At 51.7% G+C, this 17,145-nt stretch carries 11 protein-coding genes; all 11 read left to right on the top strand.

From position 1 onward, the window contains the following. The first annotated feature begins 5 nt into the window (after positions 1-5). Complete coding sequence (gene hcp, locus PI91_RS18870) at positions 6-497, top strand: type VI secretion system effector Hcp (protein WP_023325816.1); 492 nt, start codon at positions 6-8, stop codon at positions 495-497. Between the two features lie 158 nt (positions 498-655). Continuing rightward, complete coding sequence (gene tssH, locus PI91_RS18865) at positions 656-3,310, top strand: type VI secretion system ATPase TssH (RefSeq protein WP_039266815.1); 2,655 nt, start codon at positions 656-658, stop codon at positions 3,308-3,310. Beyond that, a complete protein-coding gene (locus PI91_RS18860) occupies positions 3,307-6,006 on the top strand; it encodes a type VI secretion system Vgr family protein (protein WP_039266814.1) in 2,700 nt (899 codons plus the stop codon). The genes tssH and PI91_RS18860 overlap by 4 nt, the downstream gene beginning before the upstream one ends. Positions 6,007-6,009: 3 nt before the next feature. Beyond that, on the top strand, positions 6,010-6,426 hold the full coding sequence (locus PI91_RS18855) for a DUF4431 domain-containing protein (RefSeq protein WP_039266813.1): 417 nt from the start codon (positions 6,010-6,012) through the stop codon (positions 6,424-6,426). Between the two features lie 18 nt (positions 6,427-6,444). Beyond that, positions 6,445-8,286, top strand: a complete 1,842-nt coding sequence (locus PI91_RS18850) for a TIGR02594 family protein (protein ID WP_039266812.1) — start codon at positions 6,445-6,447, stop codon at positions 8,284-8,286. Between the two features lie 29 nt (positions 8,287-8,315). Continuing rightward, on the top strand, positions 8,316-8,810 hold the full coding sequence (locus PI91_RS18845) for a sugar ABC transporter permease (RefSeq protein WP_072205015.1): 495 nt from the start codon (positions 8,316-8,318) through the stop codon (positions 8,808-8,810). Between the two features lie 49 nt (positions 8,811-8,859). After that, complete coding sequence (locus PI91_RS18840; protein ID WP_039266811.1) at positions 8,860-9,417, top strand: M949_RS01915 family surface polysaccharide biosynthesis protein; 558 nt, start codon at positions 8,860-8,862, stop codon at positions 9,415-9,417. A gap of 129 nt (positions 9,418-9,546) precedes the next feature. Next, on the top strand, positions 9,547-10,755 hold the full coding sequence (locus tag PI91_RS18835) for a hypothetical protein (protein ID WP_039266810.1): 1,209 nt from the start codon (positions 9,547-9,549) through the stop codon (positions 10,753-10,755). Beyond that, positions 10,752-14,210, top strand: coding sequence for an ImcF-related family protein (locus tag PI91_RS18830; RefSeq protein ID WP_039266808.1), 3,459 nt, complete (start codon positions 10,752-10,754; stop codon positions 14,208-14,210). The genes PI91_RS18835 and PI91_RS18830 overlap by 4 nt, the downstream gene beginning before the upstream one ends. After that, on the top strand, positions 14,210-15,811 hold the full coding sequence (gene tssA, locus PI91_RS18825) for a type VI secretion system protein TssA (protein ID WP_039266807.1): 1,602 nt from the start codon (positions 14,210-14,212) through the stop codon (positions 15,809-15,811). Before PI91_RS18830 ends, tssA begins: the two co-directional genes overlap by 1 nt. A gap of 30 nt (positions 15,812-15,841) precedes the next feature. Then, a complete protein-coding gene (locus PI91_RS18820) occupies positions 15,842-17,122 on the top strand; it encodes a PAAR domain-containing protein (RefSeq protein WP_039266806.1) in 1,281 nt (426 codons plus the stop codon). Positions 17,123-17,145 lie beyond the last annotated feature (23 nt).

The raw sequence follows: 17,145 nt of genomic DNA, 5'->3' as shown, positions 1-17,145 counted from the left end.
TTAACATGGCAATTCCTGTTTATCTTTGGCTGAAGGACGACGGCGGCGCGGACATCAAAGGGTCTGTTGACGTTCAGGATCGTGAAGGCAGCATCGAAGTGGTTGCACAGGAGCATAACCTGTACATCCCGACCGACAACAACACCGGCAAGCTGACTGGCACCCGCATCCACACGCCGTTCCTGTTCACGAAGGAAATCGATTCCTCCAGCCCGTACCTGTACAAGGCGGTGACTACCGGTCAGACCCTGAAATCCGCTGAGTTTAAGTGGTACAAAATCAACGACGCGGGCCAGGAAGTGGAGTACTTCAACACCAAACTGGAAAACGTGAAGGTAGTGAAGGTAAATCCTGAAATGTATGACATCAAGGATCCTTCTAAAGAGAAGCACAACCACCTTGAACGCGTTGAACTGCGTTACGAAAAAATCACCTGGACCTACAAAGACGGCAACATCATTCATTCCGATTCCTGGAACGAACGCGCCACGGCGTAATCCTGATGCGGGCAGGTTTTCCTGTCCGCAGTTTTTTGCTGAGTGCCTGAGATGCGGGCACTCAGCAAAGAAAAAACAATCTGCCTGCCTGACCTTATGCGCTTTGGTGAACAGCGAGGGGCGGTAGCGTGTCCAGGAACCGACAAAGAGAGAATCTCATGGAAAATCCAGCCATCCTGTTACGTCGTCTGAACCCTTACTGTGCCCGAGCGATGGAAGGCGCAGCTTCGCTCTGTCAGACCCGTGCCCATGCCGAAATTCTGCCGGAGCACTGGCTGCTGAAGCTGCTGGAGCAGGGGGAGGGTGACCTGACGGTGCTGGCGCGTCGCTATGAATGGGATATGGATAGCATCTGGCAGGATTTGCTTGGCTGGCTCGACAGACAACCTCGCTCCGTGCGCCATCGGCCCCAGCTCTCTGATGACATCCAGACTCTGATGCAGCAAGCCTGGCTACTTGCCTCACTCAATGGCGAAGAGCACATTCGCAGCATCCATCTGCTGATGGCCCTGGTGGAAAAACCAAAACTGGCACGTTGTGACGGCCTTTGGCCGTTGTTAACGCTTGCTCAGAGCCAGCTGGAGCGCCTGCGACCGTTGCTGGATGCGCAATCGGATGAACGTCCGGAAATGCAGCGAGAAGCCGAGCTGGCACAGAACCACGGTGGTGAGGTGGAATTTGTCGGGCGTCCGGCTGGTGTGGAAATGAAAGAGGGGGAACTGAGCCCTGCGCTGCAGAACACGCTGGATAAATTCACCCTCGATGTCACCGCCAAAGCGAAGGAAGGGAAGATCGATCCGGTGTTTGGCCGTGACACAGAAATCCGTCAGATGGTGGATATCCTCTCCCGTCGCCGCAAAAACAACCCGATCCTGGTCGGCGAGCCGGGCGTGGGGAAAACCGCACTGGTTGAAGGCCTGGCATTGCGTATTGCCGAGGGTAATGTGCCTGAATCCCTGAAAACGGTCACTCTGCGTACTCTTGACCTGGGCCTGCTGCAGGCCGGTGCAGGCGTGAAAGGCGAGTTCGAACAGCGGCTGAAAAACGTCATCGATGCGGTGCAGCAATCCCCGTCCCCGGTCCTGCTATTTATTGATGAAGCGCATACCATCATCGGCGCGGGCAACCAGGCGGGGGGCGCCGATGCAGCGAACCTGCTCAAACCGGCGCTGGCGCGTGGTGAACTGCGTACCATTGCGGCCACTACCTGGAGCGAGTACAAGCAGTACTTCGAACGCGACGCGGCCCTGGAGCGTCGTTTCCAGATGGTAAAAGTCGATGAGCCTGACGATGACACCGCCTGCCTGATGCTCCGTGGTTTGAAATCCCGTTACGCCGAGCACCATCACGTGCACATTACCGACGATGCGGTGCGCGCTGCTGTTACGCTTTCCCGCCGCTACCTCACGGGCCGCCAGTTGCCGGATAAGGCGGTTGATCTGCTCGACACCGCCGCAGCGCGCGTCCGAATGAGCCTCGACACGGTACCGGAACAGCTGACCTGCATTCGCTCGCAGATTACCTCTCTTGAAATGGAGAAGCAGGCGCTGCTGGAAGATATTGCTGTCGGCAATCAGGGCCATGGTGAACGCCTGATCGTCATTGAGCAGGAAGAGAACGCTCTTATCGTTGCTCTCGACGAGCTTGAAACGCAGTACGGGCAGGAACTGAAACTCACCGAACAACTGCTGGAAAGCCGCCAGGACCTCTCCCGTCAAAGCGAGACGCACGCGCTGCAGCAGGAACTGAACGGCATGCAGCACAGCAATCCGCTGCTCTCCCTGGATGTTGACGTACGCACCGTTGCCAACGTGATTGCTGACTGGACAGGCGTTCCGCTGTCATCGCTGATGAAAGATGAGCAGACCGAACTGCTGACCCTGGAAAATGAAATGGTTAAACGTGTGGTCGGGCAGGATGTGGCGCTTGAGGCCATCGCTCAGCGTCTGCGTGCGGCAAAAACGGGGCTCACCTCCGAGAATGGCCCGCAGGGCGTCTTTCTGCTGGTGGGACCGAGCGGAGTGGGGAAAACTGAAACCGCGCTTGCGCTGGCCGATGTCATGTACGGCGGTGAGAAGTCACTCATTACGATTAACCTCTCCGAATACCAGGAGCCGCATACGGTTTCCCAACTGAAGGGTTCCCCTCCGGGCTACGTCGGTTATGGCCAGGGCGGCATTCTCACCGAAGCGGTGCGCAAGCGACCGTACAGCGTGGTGCTGCTCGATGAAGTGGAAAAAGCCCACCGTGACGTGATGAATCTGTTCTATCAGGTGTTTGACCGCGGCTTTATGCGCGACGGCGAAGGGCGTGAAATCGACTTCCGTAACACCGTTATTCTGATGACCTCGAATCTCGGCAGCGACCACCTGATGCAGCTGCTTGACGAACAGCCGGAGGCCAGCGAAGGCGATCTCCACGAGCTGCTGCGTCCGATACTGCGCGATCACTTCCAGCCGGCGCTGCTGGCCCGCTTCCAGACCGTGATTTACCGTCCTCTGGCGGAAGCGGCCATGCGTACCATCGTGGAAATGAAGCTGTTACAGGTTAGCAAGCGCCTGCATCAACACTACGGCCTGACCACGCATATTGATGAGAGCCTGTATGACGCGCTGACCGCCGCCTGCCTGCTGCCGGACACCGGCGCGCGCAACGTCGACAGCCTGCTCAACCAGCAGATTCTGCCGGTGCTGAGTCAGCAACTGCTGACCCACATGGCCGCGAAACTGAAACCACAGTCATTACGCTTTAGCTGGAGTGAGGAAGAGGGGATCGGGCTGGAATTTGATGTGAAACAGGGAGTGGACGCATGAGTAATAATCCTCCATTAAGATACAGCCATAACCACCACCTGCTGGCGGTGAAGGGATGTGAAGCAGAACTCGATGTGCTGGCGTTTGAAGGCGATGAGGCCCTGAGCACGCCGTTCCGCTACCGTATTGAATTCACCAGCAGTGACCACGCTATCGCCAGAGAGGCGATGCTGATGAAGCCCGGTTCGCTGACGCTGCAGGCCCCGGTAGACCAGGGTTACGGCATTAAAGTGCAGCAGGCCGTGCGCACCCTTCAGGGCGTGGTGACCGGTTTTGAACGCCTCAGCACGTCAAAAGATGAAACCCGCTACGCCCTGACGCTCCGGCCACGTCTGGCGCTGCTCGACCGCTCGCACCAGAACGCCATTTACCAGGACATGTCGGTCCCGCAAATCGTGGAAAAAATCCTGCGCGAGCGCCACGGTATGCGCGGTCAGGATTTTCTGTTCTCGCTGTCAAAAGAATACCCGCGCCGTGAACAGGTGATGCAGTATGGTGAGGACGACCTGCACTTTATCACCCGCCTGCTGGGTGAGGTCGGCATCTGGTTTCGCTTCACCACCGACACGCGCCTGAACATCGACGTGGTGGAGTTTTACGACAGCCAGCAGGGGTATGAAAAAGGTCTGACGCTGCCGTCGGTGCCGCCGTCAGGGCAGCACTCGAAGGGTGTGGACTCGGTGTGGGAGATGGAGAGCCACCATAACGTGGTGCAGAAGCAGGTCAGCACCCGGGACTACAACTACCGTCAGGCCACGGAGGACATGAATACCCTGGTGGATGCGACCCGCGGGGATGCCACCACGTATGGTGATGCCTATCACTGGGCGGATAACTACCTGACCGCGGGGAATTCCCACGACCGCAACCCGGCGCCGGAGTCCGGGGCGTTTTATGCCCGCATCCGTCATGAGCGCTACCTGAATGGCCAGACGCAGACCCGGGCCGTCACCAGCTGTCCGACGCTCTCTCCGGGGATGCGGCTGAAAGTCACCGGCTGGTATGAAGTGGCGGACGTGTTTGCGCAGGGGGTGGTCGTCACGGCAATGCACAGCCATGCGCGGCGTGATAAGGACTTCGGCGTCAGGTTTGACGGTATCCCGGACAGCCCGGATTTCAGCTTCCGCCCGGAGCCTGGCTCGCGCCCGGTGATGGCCGGCACCTTACCGGCACGCATCACCAGTACCACCGAAAATGACACCTACGGGCATATCGATAAGGACGGGCGCTACCGCGTCAACATGCTGTTTGACCGGGATAACTGGGAAACCGGATTCGAAAGCCTGTGGGTGCGCCAGTCCCGCCCGTACGCAGGAGATACCTACGGCCTGCACCTGCCGCTGCTGGCGGGAACCGAAGTGGCGATTGGTTTTGAGGACGGCAACCCGGACCGGCCGTACATTGCCGGCGTGCTGCACGACTCGGCGCACGGCGACCACGTCACCATCCGCAACTACAAACGTAACGTCCTGCGCACCCCGGCGAATAACAAAATCCGCCTGGATGATGAGCGCGGGAAAGAGCATATCAAGGTCAGCACGGAGTACGGCGGCAAGAGCCAGCTGAACCTCGGGCATCTGGTCGACAGCGAGAAACAGCAGCGCGGTGAGGGTTTTGAGCTCAGGACGGACAGCTGGGGGGCCATCCGGGCACAGAAAGGGATTTTTATCAGCGCTGACGGGCAGATGAAGGCGCAGGGTCAGGTGCTGGAGATGCAGCCGGCAGTCAGCAACCTCGGCGATGCACGGGAGCAGATGACATCCATCTCAGATGATGCACAGAAGGCGACCGCAAACCCGGCCGATCTGCAGGCGCAGATTCAGCTGCTGGAACAGCAACTGACGGACCTTAAAAAGTCGGTGCTGTTGATGAGCGCACCGGAGGGGATGGCGCTGACCAGCGGACAGCACCTGCATGTATCGGCCGGTCAGAACCTGATTGCCACCGCCGGAAAAAATGCAGACGTCAGCGTGGTGAAAAATCTGTTTATCGGGGTGGGCAATGCCCTGAGCGTTTTTGTGCGTAAGCTGGGCATAAAGCTGATAGCAAACCAGGGACCGGTACAGGTACAGGCGCAGAACGATCTGATGGCATTGCTGGCACGAAAAGAAATCAGCATCGTAAGCACGGAAGATGAAATAAAAATCATCGCGAAGAAGAAGCTGACTCTGAATGGTGGTGGGAGCTATATCAGGATTGATGCAAGTGCGATTGAATCTGCTACTGCAGGTGAATATCGTACGAAAGCAGGACATTATGGGCGTAAGGCAAGCGCATCAGAAAAGGTCACGCTGCCTGTCTTTCCTGTAATGGAACCTGGCGAACAAAGCTTGCGTTTTGCTTTCCCTGGCGCCGATAGTGTCAGCCAAAGTATGGACTGGATGACAAATCAGCCATACAACATTACTGACAGCAATGGGAAAATCCTGTCGACCGGCACGGTAGACAGTTCAGGTCGCTTCCCAAAAATAGTGCTGCCTGAAAGCGATACATTAAACTTAATCATAGGGCGAGAGACTTGGCTCAAAGAAGAGCTTCCAACATCAGTCGAAGAGGCTGAGGTAGATAGTGCGGAAGATATAGAATCACTGGAGTCTGATACCGATTCGGATGATACCGAGACAGCAGAAGATCATACTTCTGCGCTAACAGAATCAATGATCGCAAAACTATTAAATTTAACTACAACAGGGTGATCTATGTTAAAGGAAATTTGGAAGTCTATTTTTTGCTTTATGATCGTGCTTTCTAGCTTTAGTGCATCTGCTACTTGCTTAAAGGAAGGGGATAAAGTAAGTCTGACAGGAGTTGTTAGCGAAAAATTATACTACGGCCCTCCTGGCTGGGGGGAGGATAAAGCGAATGATGAGAAGCTACATGAGTGGATATTGCATTTAAAACAGCCACTCACGTGTGTAACAGACGCAGATACTGACAACCAAAACTGGAATCAGGACGTTCAGTTGATAATGCGTGATAGTAATGACTATAAAGCAAATAAAAGACTTCTAGGAAAAAGTGTCAGTATTGATGGCGTAATATTTCTTGCAGAGACCGGATATCACATGACGCCTGTTTTATTAGATGATGCCAAGTTTGAAGTTGCAGGCAAATAGCAGAGAGGATTAATTAAAATGCGCTTTATAAATGCTATTTATCATGCATCGACAAAAACGGTAGAATATGAGTCATCAAATGGCACAAGATTGTTAAAAACTGGGGGCTCACTGAATTGGCGATTCAATAACCCAGGAAACCTTATTTCTGTAAAAAATCAGAAAGGAAGAATCGGTATTGGAGTTGTCTACAATCCAGACAAACATTCATTCGCAATATTTTCTAGCATAGAAGCTGGTGATAATGCCAAACGATCTCTGCTCAAAAGAAAATATAAGGATTTTACTATTCCAGAAATGATGAAAAAATATGCTCCGGGGAATGATGGTAATAACCCTGAAGCTTATGCCAATTTTATCATGTCTGAAAGTGGGGTCGCTCAGGGGGAGAAAGTAGGAGAACTTGACGATTCAAAATTCAGTAAGGTAATCAAGGCAATTAGCAAAAAGGAAGGTGGCTTGAAGCCGGGCACCGAAAAATGGGTGTATGTGACAAATGTGACTGTTTCAGACGGCTCCCGCCCAGTTGCTGATGTGCCATTTAAAGTGACGCTCGGAAGCACTAGCTACGAGTGGAAAACAGACGCTTACGGCAAGCTCAAGACAATCATTCATACGAAACAAGGAATGGCTATTGTCGTCAAATATACTAATTCTGCTGGAAAAGAGGATGTTGTTTATTCAGCAGTTGCTGGGGATGAAACGAAGAATATACTGCTCACGCGAAATTTTTCTCAATTCTCTGCAAAAACTCTTGCCGATACTCCCAAAGTTCCACGTGCGAAGAGTACTCAAAAACCGATTGAGTATACAGTCATGTCAGGCGACACTCTCTCGAAAATTGCCGAACGTTATAAGACAAGCACTGATGAGATTGCCAAAAACAATAATATAAAAGATGTGAGTAAGATCTTCCCTGGCCAGCATTTGACTATATATGGTGTCAATGCTAATGGGCCTTCGAACTATACCGTTGTTCCAGGGGACACGTTGGTGAAGATCGCAGAAAAAAATGGTGTGTATGTTGATGATATTGCGCGGCAGAATAATATATCAGATCCTAATAAAATATACCCGGGACAATCAATTTCTATAGACAAAAGTGGCAATGTTACGTCTGGTCAAACTGAAAAGCCAGTTGCAAATCCGATAGCCTCAAAACCAGCTATTAAAAAACCTGAAAAAAATAGTATAAACAATGAAAATAAAAAAACACTTGATTCAGTTGGAGGGAAAAATTCTGGTAATCCGATTGCGTTACTACCTCATGATCAGAGAGAGGCTCCGTGGATGGCGGTTGCATTCGAGGAGGGAGAGACTCGATGGAAATGGGGGCGTGTAAAGGAAGGCGATGGCGGAATAAACTACCATAAGAAGACTGGCATTAATATGTCTTCCATGGTTGGTAATTCTAATCCGTGGTGTGCTTCTTTTATAAATTATTGCCTTAAAGAGTCAGGGTATTCGACATCTGGTAGCGCCAGTTCTCAATCTTTCTCGAAAAACAAAAATTTTATAAAAATATCTCAACCTATATACGGTGCAATAGTTGTTTTGCGGAAAAAAGGATCTTGGACAGGACACGTTGCTTTTATATACTGTTTTTTTGAAGATGGTGAAATAGGTGTGCTTGGCGGAAATCAGGGAGATAGTGTTACTATAAATCCATTGTATCAAGTTTATATAAATGGGCGGTTACATTATGAATTGATAGGGTTCTATGTACCTAAGCCATATTATGCTTATGCACAAAAAACAATAAGTTCAGGTTTGAGGAAAACAACAATGTCTAATATTGCAGAGTTGCGTGAAAGCCTTGGAGCCAATCTACCCTCGAATGAAGATGAAAGAACAAGGTGATAAATAAAAAATTTAATACTGGAGATAATATGAAGTATCATTATGTTTTAGCGTTGTCACTTTGTTACAGTTCCTCTGTACTGGCAGTAGAGTGTATGGATAAATCAAATATAGATTCTCTAAGGGAAATTTTCAAAACAAATAACAAGAAATTGTTGATTGAAATGGCTTCAAAAGAAGTGAAGCAATATATTGAAAGTGACTTACTTATCAAAAATAAATACAGTACACTTGTTAATGTATCTGAGGTTTACTATGGTTGGGGAGTGGACAAAAAGTCTAAGTATCCTGTTAACACATCGGCAGTTTTCCCAAATGAAAAAGTGTGTGTATGGAATGTATCTTTTGCACTACCGGAGTCTATGAGAAAAAAATGTGATGATGATGGTGCCTATGGGTATTTTATTGAATTTAAGAAAGTTAATGGGGAAACAGTTCTATATAAGTTTACCTCTTTGTTTGACTCACTTCCTGACGGAACTTTAGCTTGCAAAACTGCAAATAAGTTTATGCTACAAAAATAGCTTGTGAGTTTTGAAGTTCGCATCTCATTTTAAATAAAGGGTATTATTGATGAATTGTTATTCGGCACTTTTGCTGCTGTTTAGGTTGAGTTGCATATTATTTTTGTACCCAGTGAGCTCTACTTTTGCTAAAGATCTAACCCCTAAAGTAAGGTGGAAAGACAATTCTGGTGAGCATTTACTGGTGATAAAAAAGGAGATTAACCAGAATAACATTGGAGAACATTTGTCAGTAAAACAGGTGACGAAGGGAAAGGATGATTGGATTCTAAATGATTATGTTAATGACTGTGAAGTGGATATTAATCTGAATTTGATAAAAGAATCAATTGAAGTAAACAATAGTTTTGCCGATGGCGAAGGCACTGTTTTATTTGCTTATAAAATTGGATGTATTGGTGGGATAGACCCAGTTACTGTAAAGTATTTCGCGTATAAAAATGGAGTAAAATATTCCCTACGAGGGGAAGAGCATATCATAGTTGAAAACGGTGGGTATGGTGGAGAAAGCCCTCCGGTTCCAGATTACAATCTAAAAAACGATAAGCAACTGCTAAATTACATGCTGAAGAAATGGAGGTCTATTTCAACGACCAAATTAAATTAACGTGTTTATCCTTCATTAAAATAATGAACCTTTTTTGATTGTGACCTTTCACGTGGTTTTAAGTAAATTATTCCCTCACCTCATATTTACCCAAAGCCAAATTAGTTAATCTGTAATATGAGAGAATGAATGTTATATACACTTAAACATTTGCCAGAATGCTACCCCAGACCTAAGCCTCTGAAATTTTCTCGTTGGATTATTGCTCTGATTGCCATGCTTTCGGTCAGTGTTATATTAATGCGTATATTTGGGCGTTATGTTGAAAACCTGTATTTTTGGAAAATTGCTTTAGGTGTGCCTATCGTTTTGTGGAGTGTTCCGTTTGCTTCTTGTCTGCTTCTGTGGGCATTGCAGGATAGCAAAGCAAATGCTTTCGACAAACAACGAGAACAATGGATTCTTCGCGAAACCCGTAAGGCACGTCGTGCACTGCAGGTGCTGAATGCAACATTCATTACCGGCCACTCATCAGTTGCTCAGAAAGATACAGCTATTGCGATGCAAAATAACGATAGCATTATTGTTTCGCAGGTCGACCGGGATGGTAATGAAAGCTCCAGGATGAGCCAAATTTCTTCTAGCCCGCAGGACTCGCTAAAATTTGTGATAACGAATATTTTTTCGAAGTTGATTGCTGGCATTCCTTTCGCACATATCCCTGACAAAGTACCACTGGTCATATTTTTTGATGTAACAACATCGCTGCCTCTGGAGAGTATTCGCCATTACTGGGATGAAACCTGGCAAAATAGCAATATTACTCTTCCTGTTGAATATGGTGAGGGGAGTGGGCTCAGTGTAATCGACCGTTGGTTGAATGAACGTATTAAAGATAAAGCAATGCTATTGATTGTGGGTCTCCAGTTAAAGCCTGCCGAATCTGACAACACAGCTGAAGCCGGTGTAGCACTACTTCTTGGCAACCGCCTGACGCAGGAGGCTCTCGAACCTCTCGCGCTGCTGCATCGGCCAGATGCTGCTCCAACCGGTGAGCTGAGGGAGGGGATGAACATGGCTGCCTATAACGCCCCGCTCAGAGAAAATATCGTGAAAAATATGTGGCTTGCCGGGCTGACGGGTGAGCAGCGTGCAGAAGTTATCGCGTGCCAGAATGCGCACCCTGCGCAATCTGTAGAGGACGAAGCCGTCATTTCGCTCGATACATCTATGGGACATGCCGGTGCCGCGGCCCCCTGGCTGGCTATCGCTGCCGCCACCGAAATCGCCCGACAAACTCAGTTACCACAGATGATTATCTGCGGTGATACCACACAGAATGTGCTGTGGAGCACGCTCATTACCCCGATTGCTTCCCGACAGGAGATGGATCCGTGAAGCTACCCTTAGCACCGAAGACTACGGAAGGCCGCTATCTTGCTGTCGCATTGATTTTCTTTTTGCTGTTGGCCGTTATGACGTTCATGGTCTGGAAGCACCCGGATATAGCCGGGATTGAAGACGGAAGTCAGCAGCAAATTCACTGGCTCATCGCCGGCGGATGTATTTCAGGATCTGCCCTTATCGTATCCGTAGTGCTTCTGGCGGCAGTTCGTAGTGCCGGTAAGCAGGAGTTTAATGCGCTTGTCGACAATACCAACGGTGATGATGAGAAAAAGAAACGGGAAAATGATAAAGCGCCTGTTCACCCTGCAGTGGCCATGTGTAACAAGATTCGGGGACATCTTCGCTCCCGTGTTGGCCTTTACTGGCGTCGTAAAACCCGTCTGCTGTTAATCACTGGCGATGAGGCAGCAATCGAACTGCTGGTACCTGGCCTGCAGGAAAACCAGTGGCTTGAAGGTAACCGTACCGTTCTGATTTACGGCGGCAGTCTGACTGCTGAGCCTGATAAAGAAAAATACGCCGCGCTGCGTAAACTGCGTCGCGGGCGCCCACTGGACGGTATTGTCCGCGTCATGCCGCAGTCGCTTAACCTGACCCCACAAATCAGCGACAACGATTTACGCGGGCTGGAAAAGCTCAGCGAGCTGCTGCATTACTCAGCCCCGGTCTGGCTGTGGCAGCTGTGCGACAGCGCCTGGCCGCAGGCGACGCGCCCTGAGCAGGCGGTGGGGGCCAGCTTCCCGCCACGCGCCAGGGAAGACGATATTACCCGCCAGCTTGAACTGATGCTGCCGGCCCTGCGGGCGCAGGGGGTGAGCCAGGTCGTTGAGAACACCCGCCATGACTTCCTGCTGCGCCTTGGCCAGTACCTCAGTGACGGCGGTATCGCCCGCCGGGCCCGGCAACTGGCGCCGTGGCTGTATAGCTCACAGCAGCGCATTCCGCTGCGTGGCCTGATGTTCAGCCTGCCGGACAATAAACACGCCGGTGCGTCACAGGAAAAAGACGAATATGTCCCGGAATCACAGCGCCATGCCCTGACTCTGCCGGTGATCTGGCAGGGGATTGTTGATGACTGTACCCGCGTGCGCGGTCGCCGGGTCGGTATGGCGTGGGAGCAGACGCTCGCCTGGACGCTGATGACTATCACCGGGGTCTGGGGAGCCGGGCTGTTGCTCTCTTTTGCCCTGAACTACAGTCAGATTTCCTCTGTGGCAGGTCAGGCCCGCAATCTGGTGGAGCATCCCTCGGTATCGGATTATCAGCTGACGGCCCTGCATACCCTGCGTAATGAAGCCGGTCGCCTGCAGCATCATATTCAGGACGGTGCGCCCTGGTATCAGCGCTTTGGTCTGGACCATAACCAGCAGCTGTTCGACGCGATGCTGCCCTGGTACGGCGTGGCGAACAACCGTCTGATACGCGACCCGGCAAATGAAGCGCTTAAGCAGAAGCTCACCGCGCTGACAAATTCTGCCCCCAACAGCGACCAGCGTGCACAGCTGGCGAAGCCGGGTTATGACCAGCTTAAAGCCTGGCTGATGATGTCTCGTCCGGATAAAGTCGACGGCGCGTTTTATGCGCAGACCCTGAAAACCGTGCAGCCGACACGAATGGGTATTTCTACCGGTCTGTGGCAAAGCCTGGCGCCGGATTTGTGGGCCTTCTACATCATCGAACTGCCTAAGCAGCCCCAGTGGAAAATCACACCGGATGCGCAGCTGGTCAGCCAGAGTCGCCAGCTGCTGTTGCAGCAAATTGGGCGTCGTAACGCTGAAAGCACACTGTATGAAAATATGCTCAAGTCAGTGCGTCGTAACTTCGCCGATGTCTCCCTGGAGGACATGACCAGCGGTACCGATGCGCGTCGACTTTTTACTACCGAGGAGGTCGTGCCGGGCATGTTCACCCGCCAGGCCTGGGAAGGTGGTATTCAGCAGGCTATCGAAAAGGCTGCAAATTCCCGCCGGGATGAAATTGACTGGGTGCTGAGTGATTCCCGTAAAGCCGTATCGGCGGATCTGTCGCCGGAAGCGCTCAAAGCACGCCTGACAGAGCGTTATTTCATTGACTTTGCCGGCAGCTGGTTGAATTTCCTCAACAGTCTGCACTGGAACCCGGCAAACAATATTGCGGACGTTACCGATCAGCTGACGCTGATGAGCGATGTCCGCCAGTCGCCACTGATTGCCCTGATGAATACCCTCGCCTGGCAGGGGCAGACAGGCCAGCAAAGCGAAGGTCTTTCGGACTCCCTCATCAAATCGGCTAAAGATCTCGTCGGTGGAAAAGATAAACCTGCCATTGATCAGTCTGCGTCAGGGCCGCAGGGGCCGCTGGACGAAACCTTTGGTCCGCTGCTGCAGCTTCTGGGTAAAAACAAAGGTGATAATGTCATGTCGGCGGACAACTCCCTGAGTCTGCAGACGTATCTGACCCGTATCACCCGCGTGCGTCTGCGACTGCAGCAGGTGGCCAGCGCTTCTGACCCGCAGGCAATGATGCAGACTCTGGCGCAGACCGTGTTCCAGGGCAAAAGCGTGGACCTCACCGACACTCAGCAATACGGTAGCCTGATTTCGGCAAGTCTTGGCGAGGAGTGGAGCGGATTTGGCAGCACAATGTTTGTGCAGCCGCTGACCCAGGCCTGGGAGACCGTACTTCAGCCGTCGGCAGCCAGTCTGAATGACAAATGGAGCCGCTCAGTTGTCGCGAACTGGCAAACTGCCTTTGACGGTCGTTTCCCGTTTGCTGCCAGCAAAAGCGATGCCTCTTTACCGATGCTGGCTGAATTTGTGCGTAAGGACAGTGGACGTATAGAGCGCTTCTTGTCGACAGAGCTCAACGGTGTGCTGCACAAAGAGGGTAGCCAGTGGGTGCCGGATAAGGTCAACAGCCAGGGACTGAATTTTAACCCGGCCTTCCTGCGGGCCATTAACCAGCTGAGCCAGCTGTCTGACATTCTGTTCACCGATGGTAGCCAGGGCATCAGCTTTGAGCTGCAGGCGCGTCCTGTGCCGCAGGTGGTGGAGACGCAGCTAACCATAGATGGACAAAAGCTGCACTACTTCAACCAGATGGCCGACTGGCAAAGCTTCCGCTGGCCGGGAGAGACTTACAGGCCGGGAACGATGCTGACATGGACCACGGTCAACGCCGGTGCGCGTCTGTTCGGGGATTACAGCGGGACCTGGGGCTTTATCCGCTGGCTGGACTTGAGCAAGCGTCAGCAGCTGGACCGCAGCCAGTGGATGATGAGCTTTACTGCACCGGATGGTCGCACCCTGCAGTGGGTGCTGCGCTCCCAGCTCGGAAAAGGCCCGCTGGCGCTGTTGGATCTGCGTGGTTTCACGCTGCCGGATCACATATTCAGTGTCGACAGCGCGGCCACCGCTCAGGCGCTGATGGCTAATACGGAAAACAATGACATGGAGGGCGTCGAATAATGAGCACATTGCAGAATTTGGTTATCGCCTGTCAGGCTGACGATGCTCAGCTGCGTGAACAGGCGCAGACGCGCACGGATAACTGGCAGCCCTGGCTTGCTCCGGTAAGCGTAGCCAGTCCGACCGGGGAAGACCCGGGATATGACGATGATTTTCAGCGTATCCGCGAAGAGGTTAACAAGCTCTCTGGTATTGATACCGAACTGATATGCACGCTTGCTGAAAAGTTACTGACCACCACAGCCAAAGACATCCGTATTGCGACCTATTACTGCTGGGCGCGATTGCACCAGGATGGCGAAGCCGGCTTTGCCGAAGGGCTTGAACTGCTTGCCGGATTATTGCAGCGCTACGGCATGCAGCTTCACCCGCAGCGGGACCGAAGCCGCAAGGCTGCACTGGAATGGCTTGCCGGTAGCCGTGTCCTGGACAGTCTGTCACTGTTTCCGGAGGTCATCCGCGAGGATGCACAGCGTACCGCCGGGGCCTTGCTGCTCATCAGTACCCGTCTGGAGACCGAGCCGGAAGCATCGCGGCCAGAGCTGAATGCCCTGTACAGCGGGCTGGAGTCTCGCCTGATGAAGGCCGAGGGTGTGGATGCCGTGGTACCGCAGAACGCAGGGAATAAGGCGCAGTCACAGCCCTTTACGCATGCGACCGAGTCAGATGCGCCGGTTCTGAACCGCATCACCTCCGGTCAGGATTTGCTGGCCCAGGCCCGTACCCTGACGGGATATCTGCGCGAGCAGCCAGATGGCTGGCTTGCCGCACACCGGCTGATGAAAAGCCTGCGCCATGACACGCTGAGAGCGATCCCTGCACCGGATGCCGAAGGGAAAACACGTATCGAACCACCGCGGGCTGACCAGCGGGCCATGCTTAAACGGTTGTACCTGCAGCAGAGCTGGCTGGAGATACTGGAGCAGGCGGACAGCACCTTCTCGCGTGGCGCTAATCACCTCTGGCTGGATTTGCAGTGGTATATCCATCAGGCTCTGATGAAATTGGGGCACGATGTGCTGGCCGATATCATCATCGCCGATCTGAAAGGGCTGCTGAGCCGTCTCACAGGACTTGAAACGCTGGCCTTTAATGACGGAACGCCGTTTGCCGATGAGGTCACGCTCAACTGGATAAATCAGAGCGTGCTGGACGATTTGTCCAACTGGCGGGATGAGCCGGTCAGTGCTGCTGGTAAGACAGATAACGATATCCTGCTCCTCGAGCCGGAAGCGCTGGATAAAGCGGACACTGACGGTCTGGATGCCACACTTCACTGGCTCCAGACCCATCCTGGTTGCGACTCTACAAAAGACAAATGGCTGCTGCGCCTGCTGATGGCCCGCATAGCCGAGCAAAAGGGTAAAAATGAGCTGGCCCTGCATCTGCTGGGTGAACTCGATAGCGCCGCACGGTCAATCACCCTCACGCAGTGGACACCGGCGCTGTTATTTGAAGTGAAATCACGTCGCCTCAGACTGCTGCGTATGAAAGCCGCTCGTAGTGAAACCGATAAATCACGCCTTCAGCCGGAGATGGACCAGCTTCTGGCAGGTTTGATTGCACTCGATCCGGCCAGCAGTGCAGTGCTTTGCGGATAACCCGGACAGAATTCAGCTAAAGGGAAAAATATGGCAGCAGAAGGCTTTTACCTGGTGCTGGGCGACAAGACGACCTGCGGCGGGAAAATCACCACGGGAGCAGAGGATCACACTCTGTTTGATAAACCGGTTGCCCGGGAACAGGACAGCGTGACCTGCGGTAAACATGCCGGGCTTTTCAAGATAGCCGGTGGCATCGACAACGATACCATTCATGACCGGCGAATGGCCGGAACCCTCGACAGCTACAGTACCTGCCCCTGCAAGGCGAAGTTTATTCCGTCGATGATGGATGATACGTACGAGAAAAGTTCAGCAGGAGCAGCAGCTTCTGCTGAGGAGCCTGGAAAGACATCGATAGCGAATGCCGTTTCTCAGGCTTTTCTGGCAGGCGCGCAAGCTGATACGATGTTAGCTCCGGGATATCCTACGTTGATTAACACCCACACCGTTCCGGATGATAATGTGCGAGGAATGCTAAGACGTAACAGGCATGATTTCCTCTTGCTGACGCTGGAGGAATGCCAGAGGATTATTGACGGCTGGGATTTCGTTAAAAAGAAATGGAAAGATGCCACAACAAATCCCGTCGGAAATACTGTCAAAACATATGCAACGAATATCGATGATGCAGCCAATGCTTCAGCGATGATTTACAAACTGGGAAGCATCGGTATTACCGCGACAGTGTTTGTTAACCACAAAGGAACACGTCTGATAAAAATCAGTGGTTATGCAGCAATCAGAAAAACACTGAAGGCTCCAGTTTTTGGTGAAATGAATCCAAATATCATCGAGGCAGGGGTAGGGAAGTTTGGTTTGCAGAAAGCCATCATCGACGGTGCGATTCTCGGTTTTGTCTATGTATCGGTAATAGATACAATTGATTTCATATTGAATGATGAAACCTCACTTGCAATGTTCCTTGGGACACTTGCTACTGACATTGTCAAAGTAGGGATTGCTTCGGCAGCACTTTATGCAGTTGGGTTATATACAATGTCTGCGTATGTTGTGCTGAATATTGCTGTTGTTCTTGTTTTTGGCGCAGGTATAGCTTGGGTCCTTAACACACTTGATAAAAAATATCATATTACAGATAGTTTGGTGGAGTTAATGGCACCTTACATTGAATCAGCGCAGCAAGAGTTTGTAGAAAAATCCAGAGAGATATCAAATGATGTGCTCGACCTGGGTGCTATGTATATTGATGGAATGCTCAGGAAAGGGCGGCATGTCATCGAGACTGAGATAAAGCAGTATCTTAAGAAGTATATTGGCGACCTAACATCGCAGGTGATTGATTTATGAGCCCTAAATATAGATTTATTGGT

The organism is Enterobacter sp. FB, assembly GCF_000805795.1.
Lineage (GTDB): Bacteria > Pseudomonadota > Gammaproteobacteria > Enterobacterales > Enterobacteriaceae > Enterobacter > Enterobacter roggenkampii.
This window is presented reverse-complemented; position numbering and strand designations above follow the sequence as displayed.